15 protein-coding genes are annotated in these 17,549 nt (G+C 45.5%); 1 reads left to right on the top strand and 14 read right to left on the bottom strand.

What is annotated here, in order from left to right:
• Window positions 1-8 precede the first annotated feature (8 nt).
• A complete protein-coding gene (locus V6669_RS13380) occupies window positions 9-590 on the bottom strand; it encodes a TetR/AcrR family transcriptional regulator (protein ID WP_017688803.1) in 582 nt (193 codons plus the stop codon).
• 239 nt (window positions 591-829) lie between these two features.
• On the opposite strand from V6669_RS13380, the gene V6669_RS13375 reads away from it, so the two are divergent.
• Window positions 830-2,050: an MFS transporter gene (locus V6669_RS13375; RefSeq protein ID WP_338594289.1), complete on the top strand. Its 1,221-nt coding sequence runs from the start codon at window positions 830-832 to the stop codon at window positions 2,048-2,050.
• A 1-nt stretch (window position 2,051) separates the two neighbouring features.
• Here the strand turns inward: V6669_RS13375 and V6669_RS13370 are convergent, their stop codons facing one another.
• The 13 genes from V6669_RS13370 to V6669_RS13310 form a co-directional block, all read right to left on the bottom strand.
• Window positions 2,052-2,213 carry a hypothetical protein gene (locus V6669_RS13370; RefSeq protein ID WP_155985038.1) on the bottom strand — a complete coding sequence of 54 codons (162 nt, stop codon included), beginning with the start codon at window positions 2,211-2,213 and terminating at the stop codon, window positions 2,052-2,054.
• Window positions 2,214-2,245: 32 nt separating this feature from the next.
• Window positions 2,246-2,701: an SRPBCC family protein gene (locus V6669_RS13365; protein ID WP_338594288.1), complete on the bottom strand. Its 456-nt coding sequence runs from the start codon at window positions 2,699-2,701 to the stop codon at window positions 2,246-2,248.
• A gap of 160 nt (window positions 2,702-2,861) precedes the next feature.
• The gene (locus tag V6669_RS13360) at window positions 2,862-3,953 is read right to left on the bottom strand and encodes an HD domain-containing phosphohydrolase (protein WP_338594287.1); all 1,092 of its coding nucleotides are present in this window, start codon (window positions 3,951-3,953) and stop codon (window positions 2,862-2,864) included.
• A gap of 281 nt (window positions 3,954-4,234) precedes the next feature.
• Window positions 4,235-6,070: a UbiD family decarboxylase gene (locus V6669_RS13355; RefSeq protein WP_338594285.1), complete on the bottom strand. Its 1,836-nt coding sequence runs from the start codon at window positions 6,068-6,070 to the stop codon at window positions 4,235-4,237.
• Between the two features lie 216 nt (window positions 6,071-6,286).
• The gene (locus V6669_RS13350; protein ID WP_338594283.1) at window positions 6,287-7,618 is read right to left on the bottom strand and encodes a HAMP domain-containing sensor histidine kinase; all 1,332 of its coding nucleotides are present in this window, start codon (window positions 7,616-7,618) and stop codon (window positions 6,287-6,289) included.
• A gap of 2 nt (window positions 7,619-7,620) precedes the next feature.
• Window positions 7,621-8,289 carry a response regulator transcription factor gene (locus tag V6669_RS13345; protein ID WP_076327861.1) on the bottom strand — a complete coding sequence of 223 codons (669 nt, stop codon included), beginning with the start codon at window positions 8,287-8,289 and terminating at the stop codon, window positions 7,621-7,623.
• 28 nt (window positions 8,290-8,317) lie between these two features.
• Window positions 8,318-10,282, bottom strand: coding sequence for an ATP-binding cassette domain-containing protein (locus tag V6669_RS13340; RefSeq protein ID WP_338594281.1), 1,965 nt, complete (start codon window positions 10,280-10,282; stop codon window positions 8,318-8,320).
• Window positions 10,283-10,720: 438 nt separating this feature from the next.
• Window positions 10,721-12,649 (bottom strand): S-layer homology domain-containing protein, encoded by a 1,929-nt coding sequence (locus tag V6669_RS13335; RefSeq protein ID WP_338594279.1) that lies wholly within the window; start codon window positions 12,647-12,649, stop codon window positions 10,721-10,723.
• A 91-nt stretch (window positions 12,650-12,740) separates the two neighbouring features.
• Window positions 12,741-13,793 carry a dockerin type I domain-containing protein gene (locus tag V6669_RS13330; protein ID WP_338594277.1) on the bottom strand — a complete coding sequence of 351 codons (1,053 nt, stop codon included), beginning with the start codon at window positions 13,791-13,793 and terminating at the stop codon, window positions 12,741-12,743.
• Window positions 13,794-13,985: 192 nt separating this feature from the next.
• Window positions 13,986-15,278 carry an amidohydrolase gene (locus V6669_RS13325; RefSeq protein ID WP_338594275.1) on the bottom strand — a complete coding sequence of 431 codons (1,293 nt, stop codon included), beginning with the start codon at window positions 15,276-15,278 and terminating at the stop codon, window positions 13,986-13,988.
• A gap of 78 nt (window positions 15,279-15,356) precedes the next feature.
• On the bottom strand, window positions 15,357-15,650 hold the full coding sequence (locus V6669_RS13320) for a hypothetical protein (RefSeq protein WP_338594273.1): 294 nt from the start codon (window positions 15,648-15,650) through the stop codon (window positions 15,357-15,359).
• 74 nt (window positions 15,651-15,724) lie between these two features.
• The gene (locus V6669_RS13315) at window positions 15,725-16,822 is read right to left on the bottom strand and encodes a saccharopine dehydrogenase NADP-binding domain-containing protein (RefSeq protein ID WP_338594271.1); all 1,098 of its coding nucleotides are present in this window, start codon (window positions 16,820-16,822) and stop codon (window positions 15,725-15,727) included.
• Complete coding sequence (locus V6669_RS13310) at window positions 16,806-17,513, bottom strand: class I SAM-dependent methyltransferase (protein WP_338594270.1); 708 nt, start codon at window positions 17,511-17,513, stop codon at window positions 16,806-16,808. Before V6669_RS13310 ends, V6669_RS13315 begins: the two co-directional genes overlap by 17 nt.
• Between the last annotated feature and the right edge of the window lie 36 nt (window positions 17,514-17,549).

Raw genomic sequence — 17,549 nt, 5'->3', positions numbered from 1 at the left:
TATTCCGATTACTGTAACAAAGACAGCGTAACCTGGATGCTTTGCTCTACAAACAAGCGGTCCGGTCCTGATTTCATCAGTACAGTCAGTCCGATCATGGATACTACCAGAGACTGTGCGACCGCACTCGCGTTCATGTCAGTAGACAACTCCCCGCTCTGTTGCCCTCGTTCTATCGTTTCCTTGAAAAGAACACCAAGGTACATCTGATGCTCCCGTGTAAGGACAGCGAATTTGGGATCATGTGGAGCCAGCTCAACCATCGTATTAATGCAAAAACAGCCGTGACTAGGCTCGGTCACACTCCCCTCTGCTCCAATATGTTCAAACAATCCACGAAAGGCTTCTCGCACGGAGGAGCCCTGTTGAAGTCTGGCTCTGACTTGAGCCGCATGCTGAGTGGTATACCTGCGAAGTGCTGTTTCGAATAATTCCTTTTTATCGCCAAAAGCAGCATACAGACTGGGACGTTGTATGCCCATTGCGGTCGTCAAGTCATTTAAAGATGCCGCTTCAAATCCCTTGTCCCAAAACGTATGCATCGCTGCATCGAGTGCTTTATCCGTATCAAATTCCCGTTGTCTAACCATACAATTCACCTCTTTATGTATCGATCAGTATGTTTATATATTTTAACTTCATACCAATGGATAAGTCAAAGATCACTCACTTAAAATGATTGAAAATTAAATAAACTCCTCCCTAAAGTGTTTTAACCAAGTTGAAAATCTTATCCAATTCTCTGTTGACAGAATTCACGCAAATAAAGTATGGTTATCCCGAAACATAACATACCGATCAGTACATAATAGAAAGGTGACAACGACTCATGCAAACTTCTTCTCCAGATGCACAATTATCCACTAAGGATCGTCCTGCCATGTCACGGTTAGTTGCTCTACTCTTTGCCGTGTGCAGCGGACTTGCGGTCGCCAATATTTATTATGCTCAGCCTTTGCTGGACTCCATCGCTCAAGAATTCAGCCTCTCTCCATCATCCATAGGGATTGTCATCACAGTGACTCAAATATGTTATGCCTTGGGGCTGTTCCTTCTTGTTCCGCTTGGGGATCTCTTAAATCGTCGCAAGTTGATCATCAATCAAATGCTCTTATCCGTGCTTGCACTGGTTCTCGTAGGAACCGCACAATCCAGCTCACTTTTATTCACGGGCATGGCTGTCGTTGGTTTATTAGCCGTCATTACGCAAACGCTCGTTGCCTTTGCTGCACACTTGGCAGCCCCTTCCGAACGTGGTCGCATTGTCGGTCAGGTAACCAGCGGAATCGTCATTGGCATTTTACTTGCCCGAACGGTTGCTGGTACGCTGAACGATTGGCTCGGGTGGAGATCGGTATATCTCTTCTCTGCCAGCCTTACATTACTCGGAATTGCCGCCTTATTTTTTGTTCTCCCAAGGCAACAATCACCACAAGTAAAACAAAGCTATATCCAATTACTCGGATCCGTCTTGCAATTGTACCGTGAGTTGCGTGTGTTACGAGTACGAGGTGTACTGGCCATGCTGATTTTTACAGCCTTCAGCATCTTGTGGACTTCTATGGTTCTGCCACTAAGTAGCCCTCCACTGTCCCTGTCTCATACGGTCATAGGTGCATTCGGTCTCGCAGGAGCGGCGGGAGCATTGGCTGCTGCCCGTGCAGGTAAACTTGCAGACCGGGGCCTTGGGCAGAAAACAACCGGTATCGCCCTTGTCATTCTGCTCTTGTCCTGGCTACCCATCGGTTATGTCCATCATTCTCTCTGGTTTCTGATCCTGGGCGTTATCCTGCTCGATCTCGCCGTGCAGGCCGTACATGTTACCAACCAGAGCCTGATCTACGAAGTTCGCCCCGAAGCACAGAGTCGCCTGACGGCAGCTTATATGATCTTTTATTCCATCGGCAGTGCAACCGGCTCCATCGTTTCTACCCAAGTGTATGCATGGGCGGGCTGGACAGCCGTTTGCTGGTTAGGCGCGGGTGTTAGTGCAGCCGCACTTCTGTTCTGGATGATCGATCGTTATATGCATCGGAATCTCGATCGTTGAATTAGTCCAGTTTATTCCACACCACAATAAATAGGGTTGCCAACGGACCAAATAACAGGGAAATCAGAAACCAGTTCCGACCACTTCTGTTTTTTCCCTGTGCCAGTCCGGCATTAATCAATGCAAGGGTGCCCCAACCTACAAAATATTCATTATCCATCAAACGTCTTCTCTCCTCTATCCCTTCAATAATGACTACTGCTCAAGCATATCTTTGAGCTTACGATTACGATCCTCTAGAAATGCCTGCATGTACCTCTTCAGCACAAGTCGCTCGGTTGCCCATCCCAGCAATCCAAGTGGAGCTTCGAATCGAAGTGTGTCTCTCATGCAAGTCATCTGATCCCCAATTACACTGAAATGATGTTCATGTCGCATGCTCTTGAAAGCCCCTTTCTCCATTTGATCCACAAATAGAAACGGTCGTTCAAACTGCACAATTCGGGACTTCAGCTTCTGTCTGACACCAAAATGAGTAGCCTGAAATGTAACTGTATCCCCTGCTCCAATTCTTCCTGTGGTTACTCCTGCGACTGCTCGCTCTCTCGTATGTTGCCAGACGGTCTGAGTATGTACATCAATATCCCGGGCATAGTCAAAGCATCGTTCAATCGAGGCATGTATCGTAATCTCGGTTGTCACTGCAATCATGGCAATCGCTCCTTGGCAGGAAAAATAAGGTCTTTGCAAGTATACGCTTGCTTCCTTGGTCGAACAACACATCGTGGATGATATAACAAAAAACGGGTCCCCTGTCTTAGTACAGGAGGCCCGTTCTCAATATAAGTAAGGAATACAGATCATATTCAGATTAAATAAGCAATTCATCAATGGCAAGCGTACGCTCTTTGGAGAGATCGCGATATTCTTCAGACTCCACTTTGATGAGCGGTTTGAAAATATCAGACGTATTGTTCATAACAATTACACCTTTTTCTCCATTGCTGAGCAGTACCTGTTTTCCGATGAAATTAGGAAGCAAATGCTGCATCAATGCCTGAACCGGTTTTTCATTCAGTTTACCAAATCCCATTCCATAGATATCTCTAAGGTTGTTGATCAGATTTGGATTGCTGCCTCCGTGGTTCCCGGATCTCATGCCTATATAGATATCAGCTACAGATACAATCTGGGTATATGGATGAATTTCACTTTTCTCAAGTTGCATCGGATAACCCGATCCATCTTCCCGCTCGTGATGTTGCAGAGCAACCAGTGCTGTCGCTTCATCCGTCATCGAATTTTTGATGATTTCATGGCCATATATGGTGTGACGCTGCATTTCAAGCTGCTCGTCCGCCGTCAACGGTTCTGTTTTGTTCCGAATCCGGTGGGATACTTTGCACTTTCCAATGTCATGCAGATAACCACCGCGACTAATCTGATAACTCTCCTTCTGAGAATACCCAAGCCAATTCGCAAGGTAGAAGGACAACAATCCTACCTGGATTGAATGTGTATAGTTATTGACATCATCCCGCTCCAGCATCATCAGGAGATGAACGACATCTTTCTGCTCATCCAGCCCCTCAACCATCGGTTGCAGTGCATCATCCACCATGGTGGCGTTGAACTTGCCAACGGTCAGAGCTTCGAGAAAAGCATTTTGATAATTATGTACAGTCTGAATAAATTGGGACTTCATCTCTTCTTCAGGCGGCTCTTCCTTCGTGCTTGTATTTAACCCCGAAGCATGCTTGGCGGCTGCAGCAAAAAATTCTGCTTCAGTGATTTCCTCTTCGCGTGATTCAATATCTACATAATCTACACGGTGCTGCATAAGCAAGGAGATATCCTCACCTTTGATCACAGTTCCCTTCCCGAGAACGTGTAATCCTGCATCGCTGAATGTATCCGCAGTTAGACGGTCTCCGTCTTGCAGGTTCATAATATGGATTCTCAAATCGGTATTCCCCCTGAACAATTCATTATAGTAACAGCACCCAACGGAACGGGGCCACAAAAATACCTATACTCTTTATATCGTTATAATTCTTCATTTCATACATAGTTCAAACGACCTTAATCGAAAAGGTAAATACGAACGTATAAGACTTTATCCTCACCCCAATATCCAAATTAGTCCCGGTTTTAAACTTTTACACACTTTTGTATCCATCCCCGTATCAGAGTAAGCCAAAGAAGTTCAAACGCTCCGTTTGAACTTCTTCAAGACATCTCACATTAGATTTTGATCGAAGCCAGACTTGCCCCTTTAACAAATAAACGTTCAATGCTCTTCTCCACCGAAGCATCGGGAATCAGCGGCGGTGCCTGGTGAGGTTTGGTACGCGCATCAATAATCACCTGATCACACCCCCAATGCTTGTGGTCATATCCGCTATTAACCCCGTACATGTCATGTGAAGGGTTGCTGCGAGTAAAGGTGGCCCATAAGAAGTTGCTGAGGTTAGCACTCAGGAATGAACTGTCGTCACATAGAATGATCAGCGGACACGAGTCCAGACCTCCCTGTTCTTTCAATAGAGACGTGAATGCTTGCATCTCTTGTGCTGTATCCGCATAACTCGTGAAGGCCGATGTCTGGATCGAAACGATACCCGGCATGATGAGCTGCGGATTCTCATAACCGCGAATGTTTTTCAAAGACTCCGGAACTTCCGTGCACAACTCTCGAACCTTGTCGCCATACGCTGCAAAAACGACCTTGCTGCCGCTGTTCAGCCCTGTACCCGAATAATCCAGTGTATCAATTGTTGTATGGGTGTGGAAATGAATATCCCGCTGCATATTCATACGCTCCAAGATATAGGTCAGGAATTCAACTTCCTTGTGGGTATCCAGAGGTTGCTGATCCTCAGCAGTAATGAACAGGTACTTCGCTAAACTGAGCTGACCCGTACCCAAAATGCGATTGGCAATCGTGAGCAACTCTGTCGGTTGCTTCACCGCCTGGTAAGGCGTGTAACGTTCACTGCCGATTGCAAACAGTAATGGATGGACCCCTGCCGCATCGACCGCATGCACTTCTTTGACGCCTGGAATCTCCTGTTTGATCGCGTCTCCAGTAATCTCATGAATCAAATCGCCAAACGCCGTATCCTCTTGCGGTGGACGACCAACAACCGTAAACGGCCAGATGGCATTAAGTTTGGCATAAACTTTATGCACACGCATTAGCGGGAATTCATGCGTCAGACTGTAATAACCCAGATGATCTCCGAACGGACCTTCGGGTTTTGTCTCGCCTGGGTAGATATCACCTGTGATGACAAAATCAGCATCATTACTGATGCAATATCCGTCCTTGTAACTGTACCGGAAGCGACGTCCAGCGAGCAAACCGGCAAATGTCATCTCACTTAGTCCTTCAGGCAAAGGCATAACCGCTGAAAGTGTATGTGCAGGTGGACCACCAATGAAAATACTCACTTTAAGCGGTTCTCCCTTTTTGACAGCTTTGGCTTGATGTATACCAATTCCGCGATGAATCTGATAGTGTAATCCTATTTCCTTGTTCATTTCAAAATTATTGCCATCCAGTTGAACCCGGTACATCCCCAAGTTCGAATTCATGATGCCTGGCTTATCTGGATCTTCGGAATACACCTGTGGCAACGTTACAAATGCCCCACCGTCCATAGGCCAGTGTTTGATGAGCGGCAGATCCGAGATTTGAATCTCTTGCGCGGACACCGGCAGGCTTATAGATTTCTGTTTTGGCAGCGCCTGCCACGCAGCAAGACCTGTTTGGACATGCTGAAATGGCGTTTTAAGCGCCTTCATGGGATCGTCACGAACAGCCATGACCCGTTGTACACCTTCCAGCGTACCGCGGAACATAAATTTGCTTCGTTCCACCGTGCCGAACAGATTGGATACGGCCTGGAACTTTGAACCTTTTACATTTTCGAATAATAACGCCGGGCCTTTAGCCTCGTGCACTTTCATATGGATCGCTGCCATCTCCAGATGAGGATCAACCTCTTCTTTGACCCGAATCAAATGACCATGCTGCTCCAGATCGTTAATACAATCTTCCATATTGCGATATTTCATTGGATGGCTCCATTCTCTGTATGATTAAATTAATTAAGTTCATAGATTCACATAACGTCTCTTCTATTTTATCAAATGATCCACTGCTAAACAAAACTATATGTGAAATTTTGTCGCGAATACAGATATAAAAAAAGCAATATGGCAGCAATCTGAATCCTGAACGCACAGGAACCGATTGTTACCATATTGCTGCTCTCTCTGTTCTGGCTTGCCTTAAGGTGTAATGGTTGATCTGGGGATCGTGACAATAAACTGTGTGCCTTTACCGACTTCGCTCTCTACATCAATTGTACATTGATGCAATTTCAAGATTTTAATGACAATAGACAACCCTAATCCATTCCCTCGAAGCGAGCTGCTCCGCGCTTTGTCTACCATGTAGAATCGATCAAAGATATACGGGAGAGCTTCCTGAGGAATGCCTTGTCCTGAATCTCTAATCAATACCTTCACAAATGAAGATGACGTCTCAATTTCGACTTGAATGGTACCTTTAGGATTGGTGTATTTGATCGCATTGTTTATTAAATTCTGCCAGACCTGATCAAACAAATCTTTGTCCACTGTGATTTCGCAGGGCAACAAGTCCAACTCGATCTGGATATCCTTCTGCGCCCACTGCGGCTCTGCCAGTAAAATCGCCCTTCTTAATTGTTCATCTACCTGGAACGTGGTGAAATGAACCGGATGATGCTCTGAATCCAGCGAGGCTAGCCGAAGCAGATTATCACTGAGCCTCGATAAGCGCAGCGTTTCCTCATAGATAATATCCAAATGCTCTTTCTGCTCTTCTAATGGAATAACACCATCTTGTAGTGCTCTGGTAAATCCCCTGATTGAAGTGAGCGGAGACTGCATTTCATGAGAGACGTTGCTGACAAAGTCATCACGAACCGAATCGATTTTTTGCAACTCACTCGCCATATGATTAAAGCTCTCCATCAGTTCGCCAAACTCATCCTGATTATTATGTTTCAAGCGGACCGACAGATCACCTGATGACATCTCCTTCGCTGCAACCGTTAATCTCTTAATCGGTTTCACAATGTACCCGGACATGAACAGGATTAATAAACTACCAATCACCAGAACCGTTAACAGTGAGGTTAAGAGCGTGTTTCGCAATGTATGAAAAAGAGACGAGAAATCGCTTTGAATCAGAAATGTGCCGATCCCCTCGGTTGTTCCGGGAACACCTATGGTCGCAATTCCATCTTTACTGGATATAAACATTGCATCGGTTGTACCTTCCTCAAATAACGAATGAACTTTGTCCTCTGGCAAGGAAGATAACACTTCACTTTGTTCATTCACAGGAGTGATATTCAAGCCGTAGCGAGCAAAAATATCCAAGCTTGATTTCACTTTTTCCGGATCATCAATCAGGTTAATCAGTGTAGCGAGATCTTCAGCAAAAGTAACCATAAACCGATTAGGTGTCTTCTCCTGGGACCCGTTATTTAACATAAAGGAGAGAATCAAACTCACCAGAACAATCCCGATAAACGTAGCTACGATGCGAAGTCGCAGGCTTTTCCTAAACATTTTCATGCCCGCTCCAGACGATATCCAAGTCCTCTTATCGTTGAGATCACTAGCTCAGGTACAGGTTCAAGCCGTTCCCTTAACCGTTTGATATGTACATCAACCGTGCGCTCATCTCCTTCGTAATCGATACCCCATATATCATCTATAAGCTGTGTACGTGTGAATATTTTCCCTGGCGAACTCGCCAGAGAAAATAACAATTCACATTCCTTCTTTTTCAATTCGATAGTTTGTCCGTCCGCAATGACCATCAGATTGCCCAAATCAATTGTTACACCGCTGATCTGAATCATGTTTGATGAACTTTTGTTATATCGTTTCAGTAACGATTTTACACGCAAGATTAACTCCACAGGATCAAACGGTTTAACCAGGTAATCGTCTGACCCGGCATTAAATCCTCTGACTTTGTCCTTGGATTCTCCCTTGGCAGTCACCATCAGGATTGGAATATCCAGATAAGAGCGAATATCTTCCGTCAGTTCAATACCGTCTATTCGCGGCATCATCACATCCACAATCGCCAGATCAACTTTCGTATGCGAGAGGATATCTAACGCCTCTTGACCGTCTGGTGCTTCCAGCACGGAGAATTGATTTTTTTCAAGATAGATTCGGATTAATTTGCGGATATGGGAATCATCGTCCACCACCAGAATTGTGTTCATGTAGCCATTATCCTTTCCGCAATTGGTTTTATTCGTATCGCAACGATTCCATCGGGTCCAGCTTCGCCGCTTTTGATGATGGCATCAAACCGGCCACGATACTAATTCCTGTACTTACCACAATACCAAACAAGATATAATATCCCGAGAGATTAATGAGTTTGGCTCCAAACGCATTATCCAGTAGAATATTTAATACATAACTAATGATCACTGCAAAGACCACCGCAATAATACCACTAAATACGCCTAATAAGGCAGATTCGGAGAAGAATATTCGCTTGATATCTTTCTTTCTAGCTCCAATGGCCCGAAGAATGCCGATCTCTTTTGTCCGTTCCACGACACTAATATAGAGTACAACCAATATCATAATACCAGATACGATCAACGAAATGCCTGCAATACCCGCGAGCACAATGGAAGCCATACTTACATATGTCGTGATATTCTCCATAACTTTGGCCATCTGGGAGCCTGCGAAGCCAGCATCAACAGCAGCTTCATTGATATCATTTACATATTTCATATCGGTTGCATAGGCGTTAACCTGAATCGGTCCGATTGTTATTCCTTTGTCCGTATACATCTGCTCTAGCGTCCCTGATGAAATGTATCCCGGGGATTGTTGCATTGGAGATCGTTGATCTGCGGCTTCATAGATACCTGAGATCGTTACTTCTTTCTCCAAAGTTACCGGTTTATTATTGCCATCCATCTCGTTGATATATAGAAACACAGACTTGCCGATCATGGTTTCAGCTTGATCATTTCCGCTTAATTGTTTCGCCGTATCGAGGGGTAACAACATCTCATTTTCTACCGGCAGAACACCCGTTGTTATCAATGCTGGATCAAAAGCATCCGTTAACGTTGTTAATTGCGTGAGTCCCACACTTTGTTTTTCATTCACCATAGTCGATTGGCCTGTAATGGTCGTAATTGTCTCTACGTGATCTACATTAGGGAAACTTCGGATCGTCTCGATATCAGCTTCGGTGAACGGTTCACCCGCAGCCATCAAAGCCTCGGGGCCTTGCATATCCTTGGCTTCTTCACTCGGCTTTGTTATATCCACGAGCAAAGGGTCCATACTTGAATTGATTTCGTCATTCATATACGTCGTTATACCATTCCCCAAGGAGAGCATCAGGAGTACACTTAATATACCTATAGATCCCCCCAATGCTACCAGTACATTACGCTTGCCGTTGAGTTTCATATTTTTAAGCGCCATCTTGAATGAAGCAAGCAAGCTCAGGCTCCGGGAAGAATCCTGACCACTCTCGTAAACAGCGGTAGAAGGATCTTTCAGGTAAATATCGTCACTAATTCGCCCCTCTTCAACCTTCACAATACGTGTACCGGAGTCAGCGACTTTCTGCGAGTGAGTTACGGCAATCACCAGCATTCCCTTTTTGGCTATACTGTCCAGCAAAGCGAGGATTTGATCTCCATTTTCCCTATCCAGAGCACCCGTCGGTTCATCAGCCAAAATAATATCGGGATTGTTGGACAAAGCCCGTGCGATGGAAACCCGTTGCTTCTGCCCCCCGGATAACTGGTTGGGACGTTTGTTCAGATGATCTTTCAGTCCAACCTCTGTCAAAATATCAACAGCACGTTGGTTGCGATCCTTCTCGTTTGTATCCGTCATTTGCATTGCAATCGTCACATTTTCTAGGACTGACAAATGCGGGATCAGATTGAAATTTTGAAAGACAAAGCCGATATTATTCTTCCGATAATCATCCATTTCCTTCTCTGTCATGGCACTTAAGTTCTTGCCACGAACAACGACGTCCCCTTCATAGTCGGAGTCCATGCCACCGATGATATTCATCAGTGTTGACTTACCGCAGCCAGATTCGCCAAGGATCGAGACAAATTCCCCTGTCTCAAAACTCAGGTTCAAACCGTGGAGTACCGGAACTCTTTCTTTTCCATATAAGGTGTATGATTTCTTCACATTTTTAACTTCTAGTATTTTCATATGGATCTCTTCCTCTCCTGATCATGCACAATATCTATCTATTTGATGTTCATATCGTAACAAATCAGTATGAACTGATAATGAACTGGACCATTGCATCTATAAGAGGTTCGAGAAAAACGATATGCAAAAAAAACACCTACAGCTTGCTTGAAATAAATCATTTCAAGTAAGTGTAGGTGCAAAACAACCCGAATCCTTAGATATAAGGACTCGGGTTGTCTTATTTCGATACTGCATTTGATAATATAAGTTAAACTAATCATTTACACATAACGGAGAGGACAGAAAAAACCTGAAAAAGCGAAGCGTTCGCCTTTATCCCCGGATTTTCCCCTTTGGAAAAGGGAATCAAAAAATCTGGGGATAACAGCGATTGGAAGGTTATTCTGTCATCGTAGTGTCAGTGTAAATAATCTTTAGTTCAACTTATAAAGTTTAGATTAATCCGGCTTTTGCCAGCAGCCTTTTCACAATGGCCGCAGATTGTGCACGACTAATGTCTGCATCTGACATCAGTTTGCCATCCGCACCTTGTACCAGCTCTTGTTTTATTGCCGATGCAACCGGCTCTGCTGCCCATGCTTGTACTTTAGCGCTATCGCTGTATGCGCTCAGCAGACTTGTTGTCTCAGAAGCATCGGCCTGTGCCAGACCGACCAGTTTCATCGCACGTGACACAATGGTCAGCGCTTCAGCACGAGTAATTTCGCTGTTCGGACGGAAGCTGTCGTCAGCATAACCTGAGATTAGGCCGTAGGATACAGCCGTCTGAACCTCATCCTCATACCAGCTGCCAGTCTTCACATCTGTGAACGATGCCGCTTCTGTACTGCGCGGTGCGTGCAGTCCCAAACCTCTTAACAGAACAGCCGTAAACTCTGCTCGTGTAATACTCCGGTCTGGCGCAAACACGTTCTCACCGGTACCTTGTACGATCAGACGGGATGCCAGATCCTGTACGTCATCACGACTCCAGTGACTTGTTACATCGCTGAATGTTGCCGGATGATAGATCAGGGCGTAAGTACTGTTCGTCAAGCTGTTAATAATAGCAGAATCTTGCACGTTACCTTTGATAACCTTGGTCGGTACATGCAGAAGGCTGCCATCTGGCTGAAGTACAACTCCTGTCGTGATCTTTGAACCATCGACACCCTCTGGCAATGTGATGGAGCGCTCTACATAAGAGTTGAAACGATCTACATTAACCTGCTGCCCATTCCAAATCGCTTTCACTTCAAAATCAACCGGAGCTGCGATCACTGTAGTGTTCTTCAGTTTGTCCGCTGCCGCCTGAATAGCTGTTTGTTTGGATGTAGCACTAGGCACAATAGCAATTTGGATTGTGATATCTTCCAATGGAACCGTGCTTCCGAATTGGTTCAGAATCTGATCTACCTGAATCTGATTAGCTGGGAGGGTGTATGTACCATTGTCCGTCTGAATGACAACTTCGGCATTACTTCCTTCCATCGTTTTGATCAGCTTGCCGTTCAGTTCACCAACGACCGCGCCCTTACCTGTACCTGTAATCGGCAGCAGAAGTGTTCTTAGTCCACTTCCAATCTGATTAATGACTTTGTCATTATCCACATGAACCGTGGTGGTAACCAGATTGTTTACCGTTGATGTGGTAGCCGTCGCAGATTGTTCCTGTTTCTGTCCGTTCACATAGATGTCTACACCTTTGGTTACCGCTGGAGTGGATGGAACTGGGGTAACGACTGGTGACGTTACCGTTGATCCTCCTCCCGAAGAGGAACCTGGAGAACCCGAGTTGCCACCACCTGAGTTTGCTGCTGTAATTGTGATTGTTCCACCGGACAATTCGGTGTAGTTCTCGTGCTCTACATTCGTGAAATGCCAATGTTCTGAATCGGTTTGATCTACAGATAGCTGTTTCGTTCCAGGCGTCGCATTGCTTTTGGCTTTGATTTCCATATCAAATAATTGGGTTTCATCTACAATTGAATGGTTACCCCCAGTAAAATCAACCCAGATGATCCGTACCCAGCCTTCCGCATTATTAATTTCGTGCTGGAAGTCTGCTACACCCTCTTCATTTGGGGATGTGCTCATGACGTTGACAGATTTAGGTGTGATCCGAACAATTTCCAATGCAGACGTATCATAATCAATCTGCATATTATAAGCTTTCACCCCGAAATGGGATTTTTTCAATGCAACAGGAACATGAACCGTCTGCCCTGCCTGTACACTAACATTTGCAAACTGCACCTGTGATGGTTCCACTGGCTCTGCTCCTGCTACACTAGGTAATACGAGTGACGAGAGTAACGTCAGTGCGATAAGACCTGACATTGTTCTTCTGATTCTTGGACGTTTCTTTTTCGGTTGAAACATGTATTTGCCTCCATGTCTGTATCAATTGATAGAATGTATGGTAAAGATAGAAAAAGTGATGTTATTCGTTATCCAAATTAGAAAATCCGAATTAATCCGGGCGTTGTATTTTTTCTTTTCCAACAATGTATGTTCGTCTAGGCTCCGTATTTGCGTTCGAAGTGGACTGAGTAATAACTTCGAGCACAAGATAATAACCTTCGTCCTCATCTTTAACGGTATACTGTTCTGCTGTTTCTCCTTCTATCAGCACTCTATCTTCTCCTGAAGGGTCTGTTGCGCGGTACCACTGATAAGAAGGAGTATTAAGATAATCATCATAATCAATATCCATTAAATAGTAATCTGTGGCAATTGAGTTCTCCATGTAATCCTTCAATTCACCATTCAGCACATACGGCGCATCGTCCACTTGTTGGAAGGTCAACACATAGTCATTGTTTTTTCCGCCTAGTGTTTTGCCTTTATATCCTTGTAATAAAGCACTCATGTCGCCTAACGCAGGTTCCGCATTACGATCCACGTCCATTCGGTTCATCTCTACATAGCTAAATCCGCGGCGAGTTACCATGTTGCGCAGATAATCGAACAGGTCTGCTGCATCCAGAGAATTCACTTTACCGTCTGCATTTACATCCCCTTTTTTACTAATGTAAAGTTCAATGTTATCCGTAACAGTCTCTGGTTCACCAGAGATCATATAATTCGCTTTCAATTCGATGTTGATTTTGCCGCTTTGGCGAGGAATAACCACCAATGTACTGGCAGGCGTTGTCATATTCTCATCTTGACTCGTTTCTACATACGCCTCAGCTATACTGATATCACTTGAGCTGGCTGTAAGCGTACTATACTCATCAGAGCGAAAATGTGTACTTAGATTTATTCTGACTGTATTGTTGCTGGTTACCTCAATAGGTACATCGGGCACAAAAGAAGGATCATTTTGTTCTGATGAATAACTTAACCAGTTAATTCCATCGTTAAGAACAGGTCGTGAAATGGTTATTTCCGGACCAATGGCTCCTGCGTTAGCCTGCGGGAGCGTTCCACCTATAGGCAATGCAATGCCCAATCCGAGCGCAGTCAACATGCTTTTTTTCAATATTGGCTTAAGCCGTTTTTTGTTTTGTTTCCCCTTCAATTCATGTTCCTCCTCGTGTACATCTCAAATTTGAACAACTACATGCTCAGTATAACGAGTCATTCTGAACCGATTCTGAACAGGACCATGGAACTATTCCCAGTATCAATTCGACAAAAAACGCCATGGAGTAAGCCTCCATAGCGTTTTGAACATAAATCATTTTCCAGTTTGGATCATATTCACCTAAAATTAAATTCCCTCAACAATCCTTTTGGCTCTAACCTTCACCTCGCGGTAAAGTTCATCCTCATCAATCGTCAGCAGTTTTCTGCCTCGCATGAGAATCTGACCATTCACTATCGTGGTGTCCACGTCCGCTCCATTTACGCTGTAAGCCAGTAACGATTCTACCTCATGTACCGGTTGAAGATGTGGTTTCGCCAGATCAATCAGGATCAGATCCGCTTTGTGCCCCACCTCAAGCATACCTACTTCATCCTGTAGACCAAGCAGACTAGCACTTCCACGTGTAGCCATGCTTAGTACATCCTTGGCTGGCAAGCGAGTGGGATCGCCATAGTCCAGCTTTTGCAGCCAGGTGGCAGCTTTGATCTCCTCGAACATATCTACGGTTGTGGCACTTCCCGCTCCATCCGTTCCGATGCCCACGTTAATTCCCTGGGCCAACATCTCGGTAATTGGTGCAATTCCACATCCCAGCTTCAGATTGCTGACCGGATTGTGTGCTACACCGCCGCGCATGCCCTTCAATCTGCCGATGTCCCTGCGATTGAGGTGTACACCGTGCGCAAGCAGTACATGTGCCTGTTCGAACGTCCCCGCCTCTTCCAGATACTCTGTCGGTGTCATACCATAACGCTCACGAATCTTCACAACTTCTTCCTTTGTCTCAGCCAGATGAATATGCAGAGGAATATCCTCCGTGACAGCCAGAGCAATGACTTCACGAAGCGGCTCTACAGGACATGTATAGGGTGAGTGGGGTCCATACATCGTTGTAATCCGCCCATCGGCCGCTCCAGACCAGCGTTGTACAAGATCGATCGCCTCCTGCAACCTGCGTCCCCCATCATCCTCCATGAATACCATCCCACGTGTAAGCGATGCCCGCATACCCGTTTGCTTAACCGCTTCTGCAATCTCATTCATATGGATATACATATCCGCAAACGCAGTGGTACCCGAACGGATCATCTCGGCGATGGATAACTTGGCCCCCCAATAGATGTCTTCAGGGTTCATCCTCGCTTCGGCAGGCAACATTTTGCGTTCGAGCCAGTCCATCAGCTTCAGATCATCCGAGAATCCCCGGAGCAGACTCATCGGTGTATGTTGGTGGGCATTAATCAGTCCTGGCATGGCGATCTTATTGCGTCCATCGATAATCTCATCTTGCGGTTGAGGCACAATGTGGTCAGCAATCTGTGTAATTCGATCACCCTCAACACGAATATCCCCCGTGAAGGGGGCATCGGCATCATTCATCGTTAGGATCGTAGCTTGCTGAATCAGTATACTCATTACATTCACAGCTCCTCTGAATTGGTTGTGGTTCTTTCCATATTCGAGGGTAAGCCTTCACGTAACGGCAAGGTCAAGTCATTTTAATTTGTGAATCGTCATCTTTCTGAAACTTTGTATAAAGGGTTTGGGGTCGATTTCGACCATATATGGATATACTCCTGTGCTTGTGTGCAGATAGAAAAATCCACCTTCATCACCCATACGGCGAAAAGACATGTCAAACACTTCCGTAATGTTGAACTCGCGGTATTTGGTTACGATTTTATCTGAATACAGAATCATGGAACGGGCATTCATCTCAATCTCTTGGGCGAGACCCGTCACTTCTCTCTGTACTTTGTAATAAGGTAATACAGCAACGCAGTTCATGATCTCCCTCCATTCATGCCGTGATTATTGTTACATCATAGCAGATCGGAGGGCACCAACAAAAGAATATGAAATTAGGTGATCTTCGTCGTCACCTTCAATGGTGTATGAAGTGCATCCTGAATGTCCTGCAAAGAAAGAACCTGTTCAATATGAAATACACCATGTGGCAATGCTGTTTTGTACACACGTTCTGCTACGGCTGCAGCTACCGCTGCTGTTGCATCTGCTTCCTTAGCGCCGACCAGTAGTTGTTCAACGCGGATTTGTTCACCATTTTCCCATCCTACGGCATCAACCTTGACCGCATACATTGGCTCTCCTCCGGGAATAAGACCAAATGCCTTAACCGTTCCATTCCGAATAGACGGGATACGCAGCAACGAGAACAACCCTGCACGTTTGGAGATTGCCATGGATCTTGTGATCCAGCGGGAGTCCAGACAGAGTCTGGTAGATACGGTTGGAATACGTAACGTTCGAGCAACCACATGCTGATCCGAAAAGTTAAATCGATACGCCTTCCGCTGCCCCAGTTTTGCTCCAAAATCAATTAATTTGCCATCTCCGAAACTTTGGACCTCAGCAGGTTTGCCCTTTTGCATCACTTGGTAGGTGGCATTCATCTGATCAACGGTCCACTCCACGGCAGCTTTCCCATGTTTCTCGCCAAGTCCCAGCATCACGGTAATATCCGCTTCTTCCACCTGATCCATATGCATGGTTGCTTCACGTACAAGCAGATTAGTCACTCCCGGTGATAGTCCGACGCTGAGGATCGCGGTTGATTTGGAACGTTGCATTTTGGTGTGCAGCTGTTCAACCTGAGCGAGAAAATCATATTTTGCAGAAATATCAATATAGTCGATTCCGGCTTGTGCACAGGCTTCAACAAACCGGGGATCGCTCTGGTCAACACACATGATAACCAGCTTCACAGGCCTTAACATGGATGGTTCTACAGGTCGTGTTACATCCAGTTGAAGCGGTAGTACAGCTCCACCTGTAGACCTGCTGAATTCTTCCGCACGGTTCATACGCGTACCCGCAGCCCATACTTTACCCGGGAACAATTTCCCCAGTTGAGTACATATCATCTGCCCCACTTGACCATAACCGCCAACCACCCAGATCTGATCTTTCATAGGTTTCACGTTAGTTTCGAATTGCATAATACCCCTCCACCCAGAACGCCCCGAAGTAACGTGTAATATGTGAGAAACCGCATTCGGTCAGTAGCTGAGTCATCTCTTCAGAGCATATGGGATCGGATTCACGACCCAGGGAAGCAGCAAAACGCTCCCACTCTTCAGGAAGAACACCTGCACTCAACATGTGATCCTTCCAAGCTTGCATCATCACTGGATATGCAGGTGAATCAAGATCGGCATTTACAGCCGCAATGATCAGTGGTGCACCCGGTTTAAGTCTCGCTGCGAGGCTGGTCAGAAACGTTCTCTTGGCCTCCATCCCCTGAAGGAAATGCAACATGAGCATGCTTGTCGCCCCATCATATACGATATCCTCCGGCAATTCTTCAACCGTGACAGGTTGCAGTTTCACTCTGGAACCGATGCCTGCTTCCGTGACTCGTTTCTCAGCAAGTTGCAGCATGGGCTGTGATGGATCTACTCCAGTAAATGTCCAACCGGCATGACGTGATCCGAGCAGAGCAATCTCTTTTCCCCCTCCCGCTCCGGCAACAAGGATATGAATATCGTTGTTATCCGCAAAAGATGCTGAAAGCAGCCGTTCCATTAGATCATGCATATGAGAATAACCCGGAATTTTCAGGGCTATCGATTGTTCGTAACGATGAACATCTGCTGTTTCCCAGCTCATCGGTGATGGATTGTGATTCATGGACACCGCACTCCTCTTGAATTGAAGTTAGACTTG

Origin of the sequence: Paenibacillus sp. Y5S-9 (genome assembly GCF_036894235.1) — a bacterium.
Lineage (GTDB): Bacteria > Bacillota > Bacilli > Paenibacillales > Paenibacillaceae > Paenibacillus.
This window is presented reverse-complemented; position numbering and strand designations above follow the sequence as displayed.

Coding starts and splice junctions, on each gene's coding strand:
- V6669_RS13320 (WP_338594273.1), bottom strand. CDS start 15,650: ATGAACTGCGTTGCTGTATTACCTTATTACAAAGTACAGAGAGAAGTG.
- V6669_RS13355 (WP_338594285.1), bottom strand. CDS start 6,070: ATGAAATATCGCAATATGGAAGATTGTATTAACGATCTGGAGCAGCAT.
- V6669_RS13325 (WP_338594275.1), bottom strand. CDS start 15,278: ATGAGTATACTGATTCAGCAAGCTACGATCCTAACGATGAATGATGCC.
- V6669_RS13375 (WP_338594289.1), top strand. CDS start 830: ATGCAAACTTCTTCTCCAGATGCACAATTATCCACTAAGGATCGTCCT.
- V6669_RS13315 (WP_338594271.1), bottom strand. CDS start 16,822: ATGCAATTCGAAACTAACGTGAAACCTATGAAAGATCAGATCTGGGTG.
- V6669_RS13380 (WP_017688803.1), bottom strand. CDS start 590: ATGGTTAGACAACGGGAATTTGATACGGATAAAGCACTCGATGCAGCG.
- V6669_RS13345 (WP_076327861.1), bottom strand. CDS start 8,289: ATGAACACAATTCTGGTGGTGGACGATGATTCCCATATCCGCAAATTA.
- V6669_RS13310 (WP_338594270.1), bottom strand. CDS start 17,513: ATGAATCACAATCCATCACCGATGAGCTGGGAAACAGCAGATGTTCAT.
- V6669_RS13350 (WP_338594283.1), bottom strand. CDS start 7,618: ATGTTTAGGAAAAGCCTGCGACTTCGCATCGTAGCTACGTTTATCGGG.
- V6669_RS13365 (WP_338594288.1), bottom strand. CDS start 2,701: ATGATTGCAGTGACAACCGAGATTACGATACATGCCTCGATTGAACGA.
- V6669_RS13340 (WP_338594281.1), bottom strand. CDS start 10,282: ATGAAAATACTAGAAGTTAAAAATGTGAAGAAATCATACACCTTATAT.
- V6669_RS13335 (WP_338594279.1), bottom strand. CDS start 12,649: ATGTTTCAACCGAAAAAGAAACGTCCAAGAATCAGAAGAACAATGTCA.